We start from the raw sequence: 13,308 nt of genomic DNA on the forward strand, positions 1-13,308 counted from the left end.
TGGCCCCCGAAGGCCTCCGTGGACATCACCGGCACGTTCATCGAGCGCGCCAAGGGCGAGCGCCGCCCCGGCGTGCCGGCGGTCGACGTCCGCGACCAGCGCGCCCCGGGGCTGCTCCTGCGGGTGTCGCCACGAACCCTGAGTTGGGGGTGGAAGGCCGAGCGGTTGGGCCGGACAGTTCGCCTGGATCTCGGGCCGGTGGACAGGCTGACGGTCGCCCAGGCCCGCCAGGTCGCCGGCGAGGCCACGGACCTCCTGAGGTCGGGCAACGGGTGGCCGTCGGCGACGTGGCTCGCCCGGCGGCTGGGCGACCTCGGGATCCTGCGCATGGAGGAGATCTTCCCGGAGGTGGTCAGGCACGACGCGCCGGCGCCGCCTCCTCCCCGGCCCCGCACATGGACGTACGCCAGGGCGGTCGAGGCTTACCTGGCGGCGCACGAGCATGAGTGGCGCAAGGCCGCCTTCGACGATGCGAGGAAGAACCTCCGGCATCCGGTCCTTCGCCGGTTCAGTGGCATGCCGGTGGCGAGCGTCACGCCCGACGACCTGGCGACCGTGCTGTCGGCGAAGGCGCGAACTCACTTCCGCCAGGCCGAGGCAATCTATGTCAGGCTTCGCCACTTCTACGGCTGGTTGGCGACCGCCGGACCCCGCAGGGACAGCGGCGTCGCCAAGGGGCACATGGACGACGTCCAGCGTCCCCGTAAGCCGCGCCTCAAGGAGGGAGAGCAGCCGCGGACGCGCGTGCGCTGGCCGGCAATGGACCGTGTGGGCCTACTCGTGGCGCTCGCCAGGACCGACCTGCTCGAACCCCGACAGGCGGCGGCCGTCCTCCTCCTGGTGGCGACGGCCCAGCGCCGGCATGCCATCGTGTCGGCCCGGGTCAGCGAGTTCGCCGGCATCGAGGACGGTTGGGGCGTGTGGCGGATGCCGCCAATCCGGAGGAAGACAGGCGAGACGGCGCGCGCCCAAGCCATCCACGCGGTCCCCCTACCGCCGCCCGTGTGGTCTGTCCTGCAGGGGCAGATCGAGGAGGGTGCGGTCTACCTGTTCCCCGGCCATAGGCCACGCCGCGCCGGGGCGCCGGTCGGGCACCTGTCGGAGTCCACGCTGACGCACCTCCTCGCGGCCCTCCCCGTGGACGCCAGCCCGCACGACCTGCGCCGGGCGCTGCGGTCGCATGGGGCCCGCGCGCTGCGCCTGCCCGACGCCGTCCTCGACCTCATCCTCGATCACGCTGAGGGCGTGTCGCCGGGCAGCGTATCGGAGAGGCACTACGTCGACGACGACAGGCTCGATTTGAAGACGCCGGTCATGCGCGCCTGGTGGGACCTCGTCGAGCAGCACGCCGGCAAGGCCACGTTCGACCTCGACGAGGTTCGGGCCGGCTTCCTCGCGAAGCGTGCCCAGCAAAAGGGGCGCCCGGCCAGGGATCCGGTAACCGGTCCATGATAGCGTTCAGATTCGTCCCGGAGAGATCCATGAAACGCGTGCCTGCCGCCCTTCCCCATCCCTAGGAGGACGTGACGCTGCACGCGCCGGCCTCCCGCATAGGAGGCCATGATGGCCATCTTCTTCACCGCCGACACGCACTTCGGACATGCCGGCATCCTCGCCGCCTGCAAGCGCCCTTTCGCCACCGTGGCCGAGCACGACGCGCTCTTGATCGAGGCCTGGAACGCCACGGTCGCGCCGGGCGACACGGTCTATCACCTCGGCGACTTCGCCCTGTCGAAGGACGCGGCCGCCGTCGAGCGGGTGTTCAAGAGGCTCAACGGCCGCAAGATCCTGATCGTGGGCAACCATGACCGCCGCAACCGGAAGCTGCCATGGGCGGAGCAGCACGAGGGGATCTACGAGGCGGCCATCGAGGGCAGGCACTTCGTCATGTGTCACTACCCCATGCGGTCCTGGCCCCGGGCGTACCGTGGCAGCCTGCACCTCTATGGACACACGCACGGCCGCCTGCCGGGGACGACGCAGTCCTGCGACGTCGGCGTCGACGTCTGGGGGTACCGGCCGGTGTCGCTCGCCGCCGTGGTCGATGCCATGGCATTGAGCGACACCGTGCCCGAGGAGCTCAGATGAGATCCTCCTGTAGCGCCGCGAACGCGAGCTCGCGGCGCCTCCTGGCAGCGGCGCGCTGGCGGCAGAGAGCCCGCCATTCCCGCGCCTGCTGCAGCCTCTGCGCGACGCGCGCGGCCGATATCCCGACCTCTCGCTCGCACGGCGGCGGCACCATCGACGGGGTCCGATTGCACCGGACCACCTTCCCCTTCTTCGTCTTCTTCGCCACGGGTTGTCCCCTCGGGCACCGATCCAATGGGCCCTATGACGCGCGCTGGGATCGGGGTTGGCGGGGCGCTATCCCGCGAGGAGGATCTGTGAGGACGAGGGCACCGTAGCAGGGACGCGTGTTGATTCGTTTCGGGACAGGCGTGGAATCCGAGGGATCCCCGCAACCCGGCGTTAAGACCTGGGCGCGGGGTTCAGGCCGCGCCCAGGGTTCAGCGGCCACCCCAGATCAGGTTCGTGACGGTGCTCTCGACCCCGGCGGGGATGGTCGTCTCTTCCTGGACGAGCTCGCCGTTCCGGTAGATCCAGCCGTTGGGCAGCCCCTCGACCGTGAATGTCCGCCGCTGCGGGGACGCAGTCCCGCCGACGATCTCCTTCGCCATGATGTCGACGAGGAGGCTCACGAACGCGCTGGGCTCTGGCGCCGGCGATGCCGGATGCCGCGGCGGGGCTACGAGCGTCACGGGCCGGCCAGCTTCGGCGAGGAGGCGCTTGTACAGGTCGAGATGCCGGGCATCGTCCAGTTCGAGGTACGTCTTACCCGGCATGCCGAGAAGCTCGTATCCCTTCGGGTCGATCCAGCCGCAACGGAGCGAGACGCCGTACTCGATCAGGCCGCGGTCGCAGGCCCGCTCCATGCAGCGATAGCAGACCTTGAGCGGCTGCTTGGTCCACTCCTGCAGGATCACGTACGGGAACCGCCACGCCTCGGAACCGAGGATCTCGCGCTCGCAGAACGCCTGCATGTAGGCCTGCAGGACCATCAAGTCCGGGATGTCCTTCATCGCCATGTCAGGCCTCCCCCTCAATCTCGTCGTTCATGCCGTCGATGGCCCTCGCCAGGTCCCTGAGCGCCCCGCCCAGGGGCTGCACCGGCTGCGCGAGCTCGGACGCGGCCACGGCCCGGCAGGCGCCCTTGACGATGGCGCGGGCCTCCTCCTTGGGCAGCGGCGGCTCGTGCTTGGTGACGCCGCCAACGACGACGTCGCCGGGCTGGAGCGGCGCGGCCGCCTCGACGCCGGCGTCGGGCACGCAGGCCGTGCACAGGCCTTCTGCGTGCCAGGCGCAGCCTTCCTCGCAGGCGTCGTTCTCGCTGCACCCGCACTCGCGGCAGACCGGGAGGCAGGATGGGATGCAGAACATCCCGTCCTCGATGAGGGGCCCATACCACCACAGCCCCTCGTGGACCCCGTCGTAGCCCAGCACGGCCTCTCGCAGGATCTCGGTGGACACCTCGAAGGCTTGCTCGCCGGCGCGCTGGGCGGGGCCACCGGCGTGGTCCCCGATGCCCATGGCGACGCCGACCTCCAGGGCGGCCGCCCCGATGCGTGCCTGGACATGCGCCGGAAGCGTCGCCCAGGCCGCCGCCCCGTCGAAGGGGCGGTAGGAGATGTTGGTGGCCTCAGACATCGGAGCCCTCCTTCGCGGGCTTGTTGAGGGGCTCCAGCACGCCGGTCGCGACGCCGATGAGGGAGACGACGAGGAAGGCGAGCCCGAACCCGAGGGTCCAGGTCGCCAGGACGAACGCCGACCGGCCGAGGTCGCCGGCGTGGCCCATGCACGCGAACAGCACCGTCACGATGCCGGCGGCGGTGATCATGGTCCCGCCGACGGTGCCGCACATGAGGACGAGAAGGGCGCGCATTCAGGCGGCCTCCCCGGCGTCCGTGGCGGGTGGCTCAGCCGAGTTGAGGATCTCGCTCACCGCGTCGTGCCCGATGACCCCGGCGGCCTCGTACGCCAGCCGGGACGCCTCGAAGCAATCCCGGATCGCCTGCGCGATGGAGGCGGGGGGCGGCGCCGCAGCGGCCTTGGCAGTGTAGCCCTCGGGGAGCTCCGTGAGCGTCCCCGGCTCCAGCGTGACCGGCCCGGTGAAATCCTCGGGCGTGATGGGCCGCTCGGTGAACCCGACGAAGAGCTTGCCAATGTCGGCGCGGACCCCCTCGCGCACGGACTGAATGATGCGCTGAGCCTCGGGCGTCAGGAGCGAGACCGTGCCGACCTTGGGGGCCTCGCCGCCATCGAAGTACCCATGGATCAGCGAGCCGTCGGGCAGCTTGATCTCGATGGGCTTGCCTGGCCGGGCGGCCGCCTTAAGAGCGATCACGAACCCCGCGCTGTCGAGCTCCTTCAGGAGGTCGGCGCAGGCGATGCCTCCGGCGAACCGCGACGCCGGCGTGGACCTCTTTCCCAGGTCGTACGCCTCGAACAGCGCGCGATGGATGGCTTGGACGGCTGGGAGGGAGTCGTCGGGGATACGCATGTCGGGTGGTCCCTTCGATTGTCGGGCTGCTGCGGGGATTGCGGCGCCACTCCCCCGGCGCCGGGGGGGTTCCTCAGAAGGGCACGTCGTCGTCGCCACGGTCCCACATGGGGGCGTCGTAGTTCACCGTGCCGTTGGGCATGACGTACGGGGACGAGGCCTTGCCGTAGCGGCGCTTGTGCGCGGCCAGCTTCTCCGGGTCGTACTTCACGCCCGGGGCGACCGCGGGCTGCGGGGCCGGTGCGGCCGGCGCCGGCGTCGAGGCCTCCATGTCGCGCGGGGCGTCCTCGACGACGGGCTTGCGCAGGTTCGCCAGCCGGTTGGGCCGAGGCGCCGGCACGGGCGCGGCGACGCCGGCGTCGGCGACGTACTCCTCCGGGACCCGGACAGGAGCCGGGACGCGGCGCATGGGGGACGGCGGCCGCGCCGCGTTCCTGGCGGCCCCGGCCTTGGCGGCCGCCGCGAAATCGGCGGGCCCGGGGCGCTTGAACGGGGGCGGGGCCGGCAGGGGCTGCGCCGCGAGGGAGGCCTCGACGGCCCCCGCCATCGCGATGATCCCGGCACGCGTGGCAGCCTGCAGCGCGGCCATCGCGCCCTCGACCTCCGCGTTGGCGCCGGCGGTCAGGGCGGCCCGGCGGGCGGCGGCGAACCGCTCTTTGAGGCCAGCGCCATCGAGGGCATCGAGGCCGGCGAGGAGGGCGGCGGACGTGTTCACTTGGCAAGCCTCCGCTTGAGGGCGCGGCGGGCCTTCCTCCATGCGTTCTGGACCATGAGGATCGACCCGCAGACGACGAGGACGAGCAGCAGCCCGCCGAGGATGACGGCGTCCACGACGCCGCCGAAGGTCCAGAAGAAGCTCACGCGCCCCTCCCGTTGATGTGCCGGACCAAGGCCTCGACGAGCCCCGGCAGGCAGCGGGCGAGCAGGCGGGCGTCGCCCAGCGCGTCGTGGCCGGCGTCCCGGTTCCCACGGTCGACGCCGAGGCGCGTGGCCAGGGCGTCGAGGGTGCCCGGCTCGTTCGGCCAGATCAGCTTGCAGAGCAGCCGGGTGTCGACGACCTGGCCCTCGTCGGGGATCCAGCCCATGCCGAGCCGGTCGAACTCGGCCTGCAGGAAGCCGATGTCGAACGGCGCGTTGTGGGCGACGATGGTCGAGGTCCCGATGAACCGGTCGACCTGCGCCGCCATCGCCCGGGTGAACGTCGACCGGGAGGCCAGATCCTCCTCAGTCAGGCCGTGCACCGCCAGGGCCTGGGGACTCGACGGGCGGCACGGGTTGACGACCAGCCGGTAGGCGGCGTGCATCGCCCGCTCCACCTTCGGCCCGCAGTCGCGCCCGACGGGCAGGATCGCGAGGCTGATGAGCCGGTCGCCGTTCAGGGGGTGCAGGCCCGTCGTCTCCGTGTCGAGGACGACGAGCGGGGCGCTCAGCCAACCGAGGACCTCGGTCAGGTCCGGCAGGGGCTCGATCACGACGATGTCGCGGTCGTCCATGCGCGAGACGATGGCGTGGTGGGTGCTGCCGACGCGGGCCTCGCGGTTCGAGGCGAGGAGCGCCCGGAGCTCCGCGGCGCGGACCTCCATGGCGGCGAGCTCGTCGGCCGGGTGGATGGCGGCGGCGCTCACGCGGCCACCTCGCCCAGCGCGATGGTGACCTGGGCCTGCGGGTCGACCCACGGCTCGAACTCGGCGCTCTCGCACCAGAACGCGGCGTAGCGGCCAGAGACCCACTTCAGCACCCGCAGGTCGAGGCGCTGGCCGTAGGTGTTGCACCCGGGCTTCCCCTGGAAGTGGAAGTCGGCGTCCTCGATGACGGCGATGACGATGTGCGCGTCGCCGGCGCCGCCGGTCGTCGAGGCCTTGCGCGGCGTCACGAGGTCGCCGACCGCGAACGGGTTCTCGCGCGTGTAGAAGGCGGCCTCGTCCCTGAGGGCGACGTCCATGAGGGCCGGCTTGGCCGGGGCGGTGTCGCCCTCGGTAGCCATGGCGGTGAGCAGCTTCCTGATCTGGTTCGCGTCCATCTGATTTCCCTGCTGTCCGTGTGTTGTCGTTGGGGTGAGGTGCCGGGGGTGGGACCCGGCGACCGCCTACGAGGCGGTATTCCGGGAGGGCTCGACGGTGTGGATGTCGCCGGCCTCGTCGCGACGCAGGCCGATGGCGGCGAGGCAAGACGGGTGGATGCGATACGGCCCGCGGACCGAGCGGCTGACCGTCATGACGTTGCCGCGGGTTCCGACCGGCAGCCCGATGGCATTCGCGAAGGCCGCCTGACCGCCAGCGGCGGCGACCGCGGCGGCGAGGCGGATGCGTGCCTGGCGCTCCGTGAGCCTCACGACCGGCCCCCGACGATGGCCCGTGACAGGCCGAGCGCGCGGAGGATGACGGGGGGCAGGCGCTTGCGGCCGGCGAGGACGTCGGAGAGCAGGTTCTCCCCGACGCCGTTGCGGCGGGCCCACGTCCGCTGGGAGCCGACCGTCCGGATGGCCGCGCGCAGGCGGTCGAGGGCCTCGACCTCGGTGACGACCTCGGCGGCTTCCTCGCGGGCCAGCGCGGCGTCGTCGTACGCCTCGTCCGGGTGCCACCCAAGTTCTTGAACAGTGTTCATTCTCTCCGCACCTCGCTTCACCGTTCGGTGTAACGAGAAGCAAGCACTCGCGATCCGATTCGACAACAACTATTTCAAAGTTGACGCCAGGACAGGAGGTGTTGGATCAATTTTCACCCACTAGAACCCTCGTGGGTGAAAATCGGTCCAGCATGAAATCTTGTATGCTGGTGCTAAATACCTTGCGCGGGTGCGGCCGGGTGCTAACTTCACCGTTCAGTGAAGCTCGCACGGAGGAGACATCGATGGACGGCGATACGGAAGACTTCAGGGGGCACTGGCCGTGGTGGTGCAGGATCGCCCGGCACGACCCGGCGACGGACGACATCCATTGGAGCGACCGTGCCCCGCGTCGCGCCGACCCGAACAGCAAGGGGTGCCTCTACACGGTGCCCGCGCGCGACGGCGCCGTGCTCGTCCTCGTGCACGAGCATGACTACCGCCGGAACTACGAGCGCACGCTCGCCCGCGTCGGCGGCGAGTGGAAGGAACTCCCGAGGGACGATGCGTGGGAGGTCCTCGCGCCGGGGATCCACGAGCGCCGGCGCGCGCGGGAGGCGGCCCGGGCCGCCGCTGACGAGGCGATCCGGATCGCCAACCTTCCCTACCAGGTGGTCAAGTGCCTGCAGCCCAAGGGCAGGCGAGCCCCGAAGGTGGCGGACGGCATCCAGCAAGACACTGCGGACACCTGGGTCCTCGTCAGCGACGCCAACGGGACTTCCTACAGAATGCGCCGGCTCAAGGACTGGGAGATCGAGCGCCACCTCTCCACGCTCGCCGCCGACGAGGCCGCGCCCGCCGCGTGAGCCCGTCACGTGTCGGCGTCACGCCACGCCGACCCCGAAATCCCCTCGTTGTCCCTTGCTTGCGGCGGGAGACAATCGAAGGCGTCGAAACACCGACAAGGAAGGGGTTCCAAGATGTCTCTCAGGTCCGTTCTCAAGGCTGCCCTCGCCGGCGTCAGCAAGGCCCTCCGCGCCGCCGGCCGGGCCGCCCGCGCCGCCGCCGCGCCCGCCATCATGGTCACGGAGGCTGTCGTCGACGCCGCGACGGGCGCCATCCGATTCGTCAGCAGGCTGGTGAACCCCGCCCCGGCGGTCAGCGCCGCGGAAGCGCAGGCGGACGCCTACCTCGACGCCGCCGCCTCTGAGCCCGAGGCCTCCGCCCCGGAGCCCGCCCCGCTGAGCATGGCCGAGAGGTTCCCGGAAGCGGACTATCTCCGGAACTGGTGCCGGCACGCAATCGGGTCGCCCGGCGTCGGCCCCGTCGACGAGAGCGTGCTCCCGGATCGCATCCTTCTTTGGCTCCACAGCCTGGACGTCGGCAACCTGCACCGGGTTGCGGTCGCGCCCCTCTCGACCCTCGACCGGCACCTGAGAGCCAAGAGCGTCAACGAGCTCATGACGAACATGCCGCCCGTGCTGACCGACCGCGAGGCCCGCGCCGCCGCCGAGGCCCGCCGGGACGCCGTCATCGCCAGCCTCGCCCGCGCCTCCTGCGCCGAGCGCGCGGCCGAGAGCGTGGATGAGTTCCTCGACGATCTCCACGAGCACGCCGTCTCCGAGGCCGGCCCGGCGCCGCTGCCCTTTCGCTGAGCGCCGGCGGCAAGGGGCGCGCCGCAAGGAATATCAGGACGCGGAATGAAAGAGGGCCCCGGATCACTCCGGGGCCCTTTCTCTTTGAACGCTGTGCGCCCGACGTCGTCCTACGTGCGTCCCCTGTCGTGCTACGTGCGCCCCGATTCGGGCGCACAGGGAAACCCGCAAGAGGAAAAGCGAGGGCGGCGTACGATTTCAGGCGCGCCGGGCGAGGCCCTGGCCCCAATCCAGACCGCGCGGCCGGGCACGCTCGCTGCGCAGGGCGGCCTGGAGCTCCGCGACCTGCCGGGTCAGCGCGGCTTCCCGGCGGCGGGACGCGAGGAGCTCACGGCCCAGGCGGTCGACGGCGCCGACGGCATTGTCCTCCGACTGCTGCCGGAGAGCGGCCGCCTTGGCCTGGCCCTGCAGGTGGGCAGCGAACAGGACCTGGGTGAGCCCGCCCTCGGCCAGCTTGATGTCGCGTTCCAGGTTCATGGCGGGCTCCCGTCCGGCTGAGTCGTCATCATAGATTCAGAGCCCGGACTCCTCGTCCAGCTGAGAGGCGATCTACGGTTACCGATCTCCTGGCCGGGCTGGGGATAACCCCGTGACGCCGACCCACAGGGCCTCTGGACATCGATTTTGGCGTCCCCCGTTACTTCTATAATCTGCAACGGTTGTCGGACGAACGCCGACACGCCTGCCCCGGCGCGTCCCGGGGCAGGTAACGGGGATCCGAGGCTGGTCAGTAGACCGCTAGGTTGAGGGTGAGCACGGCGGCATTGCTGTCCTGGCTCGTGGGGAAAACGAACTCCACGACGTCGCCGGCGAGCACGGTCACGTGCGCCGGAATGTTGAACGTGCCATGCGTCGCGCCAGCTACCCAGGTGTTGGTGCCAATTCTGGTGCTGGTCCCGCCCAGGCCGCCGGCGCGCCTGTCGATGGTCACCGTGCATGGCACCGCCGGCGCCGCACCGAACACAGCGAACGACCCCGTGCCGGCCTTCGGGATGTAGATGCCCTCAGTGATCGAGGCATTCGCGATGTGACCTGAGGACCTGCCCGACCAGGGGCTTGGCCGAGATCACTTCTCGATGCCCCAGCCCGGGCGCGCGATGACCTTGCCAAGGGTGCCGACCGGCAGACCCAGGGGGCGCTGCGGCCCTCGACGTTCCGAGCGGCCGGGGCGAGCTCGACCGGCAGCGCGACCTCGTCGAGGGTGTCGGCGCGCAAGAGTTCGGCGTCGGGATCCTGGGGGGCGATAAGGGCGGCGGCCGGCCCCTGGCCGACGATGCCGATGCTGAGTTCGTAGGTCCGCTGGGTCGCGACTTGGTTAATCCCGAACTCGGCGCCCTAGAAGCGGCGGACCTCGACGAAGATGCAGGGCATGTCCGACTGCGTGCAGGGCGGCGCTGCAGCCGGCAAACGCGCGGCCATCGACGAGCGCCCCCGCCTCGCTGCCGAGGAGGAGCGCGGTCACGCCGTCGCGGAGCCTGCGCCTGTCGTGGACTAAGCGGACCCTCCTGTTCAGGGTCGAGGATCCCGGGCGGCCTATCGGAATGAAACCGGTGCTCGTTCGATTGGCACGGGCAGCGATCGGCCGGCTCGATGCTTACATCAGGGGCGAGCGGTGATCCCCGAAGGGAGGCACGCCAACACGGGGAACGGCATGACGATGACGGCGGTGATTACGGATTTCGAAGCGAAGAAGACGTTTCTCTGGCAGGGCTCTGCGCTCTACGCGGAGATGATCAGGCTCGCGCCGAACGATGTTATCCGACGCTACCTGGCGTTCAGGATCGTCGTCAACGCAATGGCCTTCGAGGACATCGTCCAGGTTCGCCAGGAGCCACGGATGCGAAGGATTCGGGACGCTCTACTGGCACACAAGCAAGAGGCTGATTTCTTCGTCGGGCATTCGGCCGCCGGCGAGATCACGGACACGAAGATCGCCCCGCTGGTGGCCAGGATGGCCGCCGAGATCAGCTCGCCTGATCCGCGCCTGCTCCTGCCAGAGCTGTCGGGAGGGGTGTCGGGCCACAATCTCGGCGTCCTCGTGCCGCTGGTATTCGACAGGTACGTCGAAGACTTTCTTTCTGGGTACCGCCTGATAAACAATTACCTGTGCGTTGCTGGAAATGCCGTCCACGAGATCACGAAGGGTGAGCTACCTGGGGCCTTCTATCGATATCATAGCTCAAAGGCTCTCTATGATTTATCGGAGTACCTCTTCAACAACTGCCTAGCCAACTCGGTTCTGCCCGGCGTGGCCATGCACGCGAAGCTCGACATGCTTATGCATGCTCAGAACATGGTCGACAGCGTGATCATGGACACCCGCAACCCGCACTCGATCAACGGTCTTCTTGAGGTGATGGTCTCTGAGGGCATTGGTGACCCTTCCTCCCTGCAAGCACTCAAGGCGAATGCGACATTCAATGCCACCTACCGCCGGGTTAGGCATGTGCGAAACAAGCTCATCGGTCACATGGACGGTCGGGCAACCATGGAGGAACTCATAAAGAAATTGGACGCGCTGCAAACGTCAGATCACTGCGATCTCGTCAACATGGTCGACCAGCCCGTGTTCAATGCCGCACGTTCCGACCAGGCAATCTGGATACGTTACAAGTCGGGAAATCAAAAGTTCACCGATCCCAACATCGTTGGCTTGGCTGGCCCGCCACCGCCCTCCTACTACTAACCTGGAAGATGGTCGCCTTCACTTGCCCGAGGGAGGTGATCTTGGACAGGGCCTCCTTGTCCGCCGTGTAGGCCAGGCCGTCCATCGTCCAGCCGTTGGGGCGGTCGAGGATGGCCGGCATGCGCTCGCGGAAGCGGCGGACGGCGTCGATGGCGACGCCGTTCACGCTGAACTGCATGGCCCTGGGCAGGGCCTTCTCCCCGAACTCGGCGAACTCGTCCGTGACAGCCAGCGCCAACCCGGCGAGGTCGATGTCGACGCCGACGAAGAACGGGTTCTTGGCGCGCGAGCGGGCTATCAGGGCGCCTCGGGAGAAAAAAAACCCCGGCGCACGGGCATGCGGCCGGGGTGACGAGCATCCGACGCGACCCCGGGCGGGGATGCGCAGGTTGCCAGCCTTCGATCGTAAGTGCCGGCGCGAATTCGTCAAGAGTCGACGCCTCAGGCCGCGAGCCGGGCCTGGAGGACGGCCGCGACCTCCGTCGGGGCGAAGCGGTCGGCCAATGCCTGCGTCGCGGCCGACATCACGGCGGCGAGGTCCGGATGGGCCTGCAGCGCGGCGACGCCGGCGACGCGGCCGTCCGCCTTCACGATGCCGCGCTGGGCGAGGATCTCCACGAACGCGTCGCCGAGCGCGAGGGCAACGTCGCGGCCCTCGGGGCGCTGCGACGCCGCACGGCGTGCCCGGGCGCGGGCAGAGCGGATCGCCGCGTTGGCGCGGACTTGGCGGAGCGTCAGACGTGTGGCGGCCATGGCATGTCTCCTTCGCCCGCAAGCGTGCGCGTCGGCCCAGCAAGGCACAACGCCAGCACGTGACGGCATCACTTGCTCGCGCCGAGGCGTTAGGAAGCCCGCCAGGGCCGTTCGGATAGGTCTGACGCGCCGATCCACGGCCGAGCCTGAGAAACCGGCGTGGCGAGCTTCCTAGGGCCTCGGCGGGGCCATCCCTCAGCCGGGCGGGCGCGGCTCTCAGACAAGTCCCCCTGAAATGCGGAGCGACAGGCCTGAACCATGGAAAAACGCCCCAACGGGGCGCGTAGGTCGACCTGACCAGGTGCGAGAACCTGCAGGGCTGTTGCTGGGACGTGGGAGGGCGCGTAGCGCGCGATGCGCGGCCCACGGGGAGAGACGTACCAGAGAGCACGGTCGACCCGCGCGCACGCGTTACAGGAATCCTTGAAGGAGAGGGATAAACCCTCTCCCGGCTAGAATCCCCCTTTTAAGTCCCCCTTCCTTTGGTGCCCTCGCACCCCCCTAAGTCGTTAGGCAAACCTCATCGTTTTCCTTGAAACTGGCTTGGCCGGGGCGATAATGGGTTCCGAGGCCCCGGACGGGCCTGCAGGACCCCCCGATGCCCCGCCAGCAGGCCACCCGAAAGCTCCCCCTGTCCCTCGACCTCGCGAGGGACCTCGTCGTCGACGCATCGCCGGCGGCGAGCCTGCCTGGAATGCACGGCGCCGACGCAGGATCGATTCGTTTCCTGATCCTCGCCCTCTCGCAGGCAGCCTCATCGGCGCGCGAGACTGATGAGATGGAACGCGAGTACCGCCTGACAGAGGCGTACCGGCACGGGGTCGAGTATGCCCGGCACGAGATCGACCTGCCTGCCCTGCGCCGGGCCATGGCGGGTGCCGTGCTCACGACCGTTCGGGCCGCCCTGTCCCGATGCTGCGACAGCCTCGTCACGCTCAGGAGCCTCGATGGCTATGGCCTGAGCACGCCGACCAACAAGGTTTTCCTCGGTCCCAAGGGGACGTTCGTGAGGGACGGCGACGAGCTCGCATCCCTCGGTATCGAGGCGACGCTCCTGGCGGCTGCCACGCCGGGATACGGCGGCACCGTCGAGGTCGACGCCGCGGCGCTCA

20 protein-coding genes are annotated in these 13,308 nt (G+C 69.6%); 5 read left to right on the forward strand and 15 right to left on the reverse strand.

All coding sequences use genetic code 11. From position 1 onward, the window contains the following. The first annotated feature begins 18 nt into the window (after positions 1 to 18). Together ACLBXO_RS16270 and ACLBXO_RS16275 are read left to right on the forward strand one after the other, a co-directional pair. On the forward strand, positions 19 to 1,452 hold the full coding sequence (locus tag ACLBXO_RS16270; RefSeq protein WP_447685982.1) for a tyrosine-type recombinase/integrase: 1,434 nt from the start codon (positions 19 to 21) through the stop codon (positions 1,450 to 1,452). Positions 1,453 to 1,563: 111 nt separating this feature from the next. Further along, entirely contained in the window at positions 1,564 to 2,088 is a 525-nt protein-coding gene (locus ACLBXO_RS16275; RefSeq protein WP_447686013.1) for a metallophosphoesterase family protein, read from the forward strand. On the opposite strand, the gene ACLBXO_RS16280 is transcribed toward ACLBXO_RS16275, so the two are convergent. The 11 genes from ACLBXO_RS16280 to ACLBXO_RS16330 form a co-directional block, all read right to left on the reverse strand. Continuing rightward, on the reverse strand, positions 2,081 to 2,296 hold the full coding sequence (locus tag ACLBXO_RS16280) for a hypothetical protein (protein WP_447685983.1): 216 nt from the start codon (positions 2,294 to 2,296) through the stop codon (positions 2,081 to 2,083). The genes ACLBXO_RS16275 and ACLBXO_RS16280 overlap by 8 nt on opposite strands. A gap of 211 nt (positions 2,297 to 2,507) precedes the next feature. Next, positions 2,508 to 3,086, reverse strand: coding sequence for a hypothetical protein (locus tag ACLBXO_RS16285; protein ID WP_447685984.1), 579 nt, complete (start codon positions 3,084 to 3,086; stop codon positions 2,508 to 2,510). Between the two features lies 1 nt (position 3,087). After that, positions 3,088 to 3,705, reverse strand: a complete 618-nt coding sequence (locus tag ACLBXO_RS16290) for a hypothetical protein (protein WP_447685985.1) — start codon at positions 3,703 to 3,705, stop codon at positions 3,088 to 3,090. After that, entirely contained in the window at positions 3,698 to 3,940 is a 243-nt protein-coding gene (locus ACLBXO_RS16295; RefSeq protein ID WP_447685986.1) for a hypothetical protein, read from the reverse strand. The genes ACLBXO_RS16290 and ACLBXO_RS16295 overlap by 8 nt, the downstream gene beginning before the upstream one ends. Further along, entirely contained in the window at positions 3,941 to 4,558 is a 618-nt protein-coding gene (locus ACLBXO_RS16300; protein ID WP_447685987.1) for a hypothetical protein, read from the reverse strand. Positions 4,559 to 4,631: 73 nt separating this feature from the next. After that, positions 4,632 to 5,273 (reverse strand): hypothetical protein, encoded by a 642-nt coding sequence (locus ACLBXO_RS16305; protein ID WP_447685988.1) that lies wholly within the window; start codon positions 5,271 to 5,273, stop codon positions 4,632 to 4,634. After that, a complete protein-coding gene (locus ACLBXO_RS16310; RefSeq protein ID WP_447685989.1) occupies positions 5,270 to 5,419 on the reverse strand; it encodes a hypothetical protein in 150 nt (49 codons plus the stop codon). The genes ACLBXO_RS16305 and ACLBXO_RS16310 overlap by 4 nt, the downstream gene beginning before the upstream one ends. Then, entirely contained in the window at positions 5,416 to 6,183 is a 768-nt protein-coding gene (locus ACLBXO_RS16315) for a 3'-5' exonuclease (RefSeq protein ID WP_447685990.1), read from the reverse strand. The genes ACLBXO_RS16310 and ACLBXO_RS16315 overlap by 4 nt, the downstream gene beginning before the upstream one ends. Beyond that, a complete protein-coding gene (locus ACLBXO_RS16320; RefSeq protein WP_447685991.1) occupies positions 6,180 to 6,578 on the reverse strand; it encodes a hypothetical protein in 399 nt (132 codons plus the stop codon). Before ACLBXO_RS16320 ends, ACLBXO_RS16315 begins: the two co-directional genes overlap by 4 nt. 66 nt (positions 6,579 to 6,644) lie before the next feature. Then, positions 6,645 to 6,890, reverse strand: a complete 246-nt coding sequence (locus ACLBXO_RS16325) for a hypothetical protein (RefSeq protein ID WP_447685992.1) — start codon at positions 6,888 to 6,890, stop codon at positions 6,645 to 6,647. After that, positions 6,887 to 7,162, reverse strand: coding sequence for a hypothetical protein (locus ACLBXO_RS16330; RefSeq protein WP_447685993.1), 276 nt, complete (start codon positions 7,160 to 7,162; stop codon positions 6,887 to 6,889). The genes ACLBXO_RS16325 and ACLBXO_RS16330 overlap by 4 nt, the downstream gene beginning before the upstream one ends. A gap of 245 nt (positions 7,163 to 7,407) precedes the next feature. Between ACLBXO_RS16330 and ACLBXO_RS16335 the strand changes: the two genes are divergently transcribed. Both ACLBXO_RS16335 and ACLBXO_RS16340 read left to right on the forward strand, forming a co-directional pair. Further along, on the forward strand, positions 7,408 to 7,968 hold the full coding sequence (locus ACLBXO_RS16335) for a hypothetical protein (RefSeq protein ID WP_447685994.1): 561 nt from the start codon (positions 7,408 to 7,410) through the stop codon (positions 7,966 to 7,968). A 114-nt stretch (positions 7,969 to 8,082) separates the two neighbouring features. After that, positions 8,083 to 8,757: a hypothetical protein gene (locus ACLBXO_RS16340; RefSeq protein WP_447685995.1), complete on the forward strand. Its 675-nt coding sequence runs from the start codon at positions 8,083 to 8,085 to the stop codon at positions 8,755 to 8,757. A 198-nt stretch (positions 8,758 to 8,955) separates the two neighbouring features. Here ACLBXO_RS16340 and ACLBXO_RS16345 read toward each other — a convergent pair whose 3' ends face one another. Both ACLBXO_RS16345 and ACLBXO_RS16350 read right to left on the reverse strand, forming a co-directional pair. Further along, on the reverse strand, positions 8,956 to 9,234 hold the full coding sequence (locus ACLBXO_RS16345) for a hypothetical protein (RefSeq protein ID WP_447685996.1): 279 nt from the start codon (positions 9,232 to 9,234) through the stop codon (positions 8,956 to 8,958). A 250-nt stretch (positions 9,235 to 9,484) separates the two neighbouring features. Further along, positions 9,485 to 9,688 (reverse strand): hypothetical protein, encoded by a 204-nt coding sequence (locus tag ACLBXO_RS16350; protein ID WP_447685997.1) that lies wholly within the window; start codon positions 9,686 to 9,688, stop codon positions 9,485 to 9,487. A 720-nt stretch (positions 9,689 to 10,408) separates the two neighbouring features. On the opposite strand from ACLBXO_RS16350, the gene ACLBXO_RS16355 reads away from it, so the two are divergent. After that, positions 10,409 to 11,443, forward strand: coding sequence for a hypothetical protein (locus ACLBXO_RS16355; protein ID WP_447685998.1), 1,035 nt, complete (start codon positions 10,409 to 10,411; stop codon positions 11,441 to 11,443). Here the strand turns inward: ACLBXO_RS16355 and ACLBXO_RS16360 are convergent. Together ACLBXO_RS16360 and ACLBXO_RS16365 are read right to left on the reverse strand one after the other, a co-directional pair. Further along, positions 11,388 to 11,681, reverse strand: coding sequence for a hypothetical protein (locus ACLBXO_RS16360; protein ID WP_447685999.1), 294 nt, complete (start codon positions 11,679 to 11,681; stop codon positions 11,388 to 11,390). The genes ACLBXO_RS16355 and ACLBXO_RS16360 overlap by 56 nt on opposite strands. Positions 11,682 to 11,884: 203 nt before the next feature. Beyond that, a complete protein-coding gene (locus ACLBXO_RS16365) occupies positions 11,885 to 12,196 on the reverse strand; it encodes a hypothetical protein (protein ID WP_447686000.1) in 312 nt (103 codons plus the stop codon). Positions 12,197 to 13,308 lie beyond the last annotated feature (1,112 nt).

Source organism: Methylobacterium sp. C33D, from assembly GCF_053345825.1.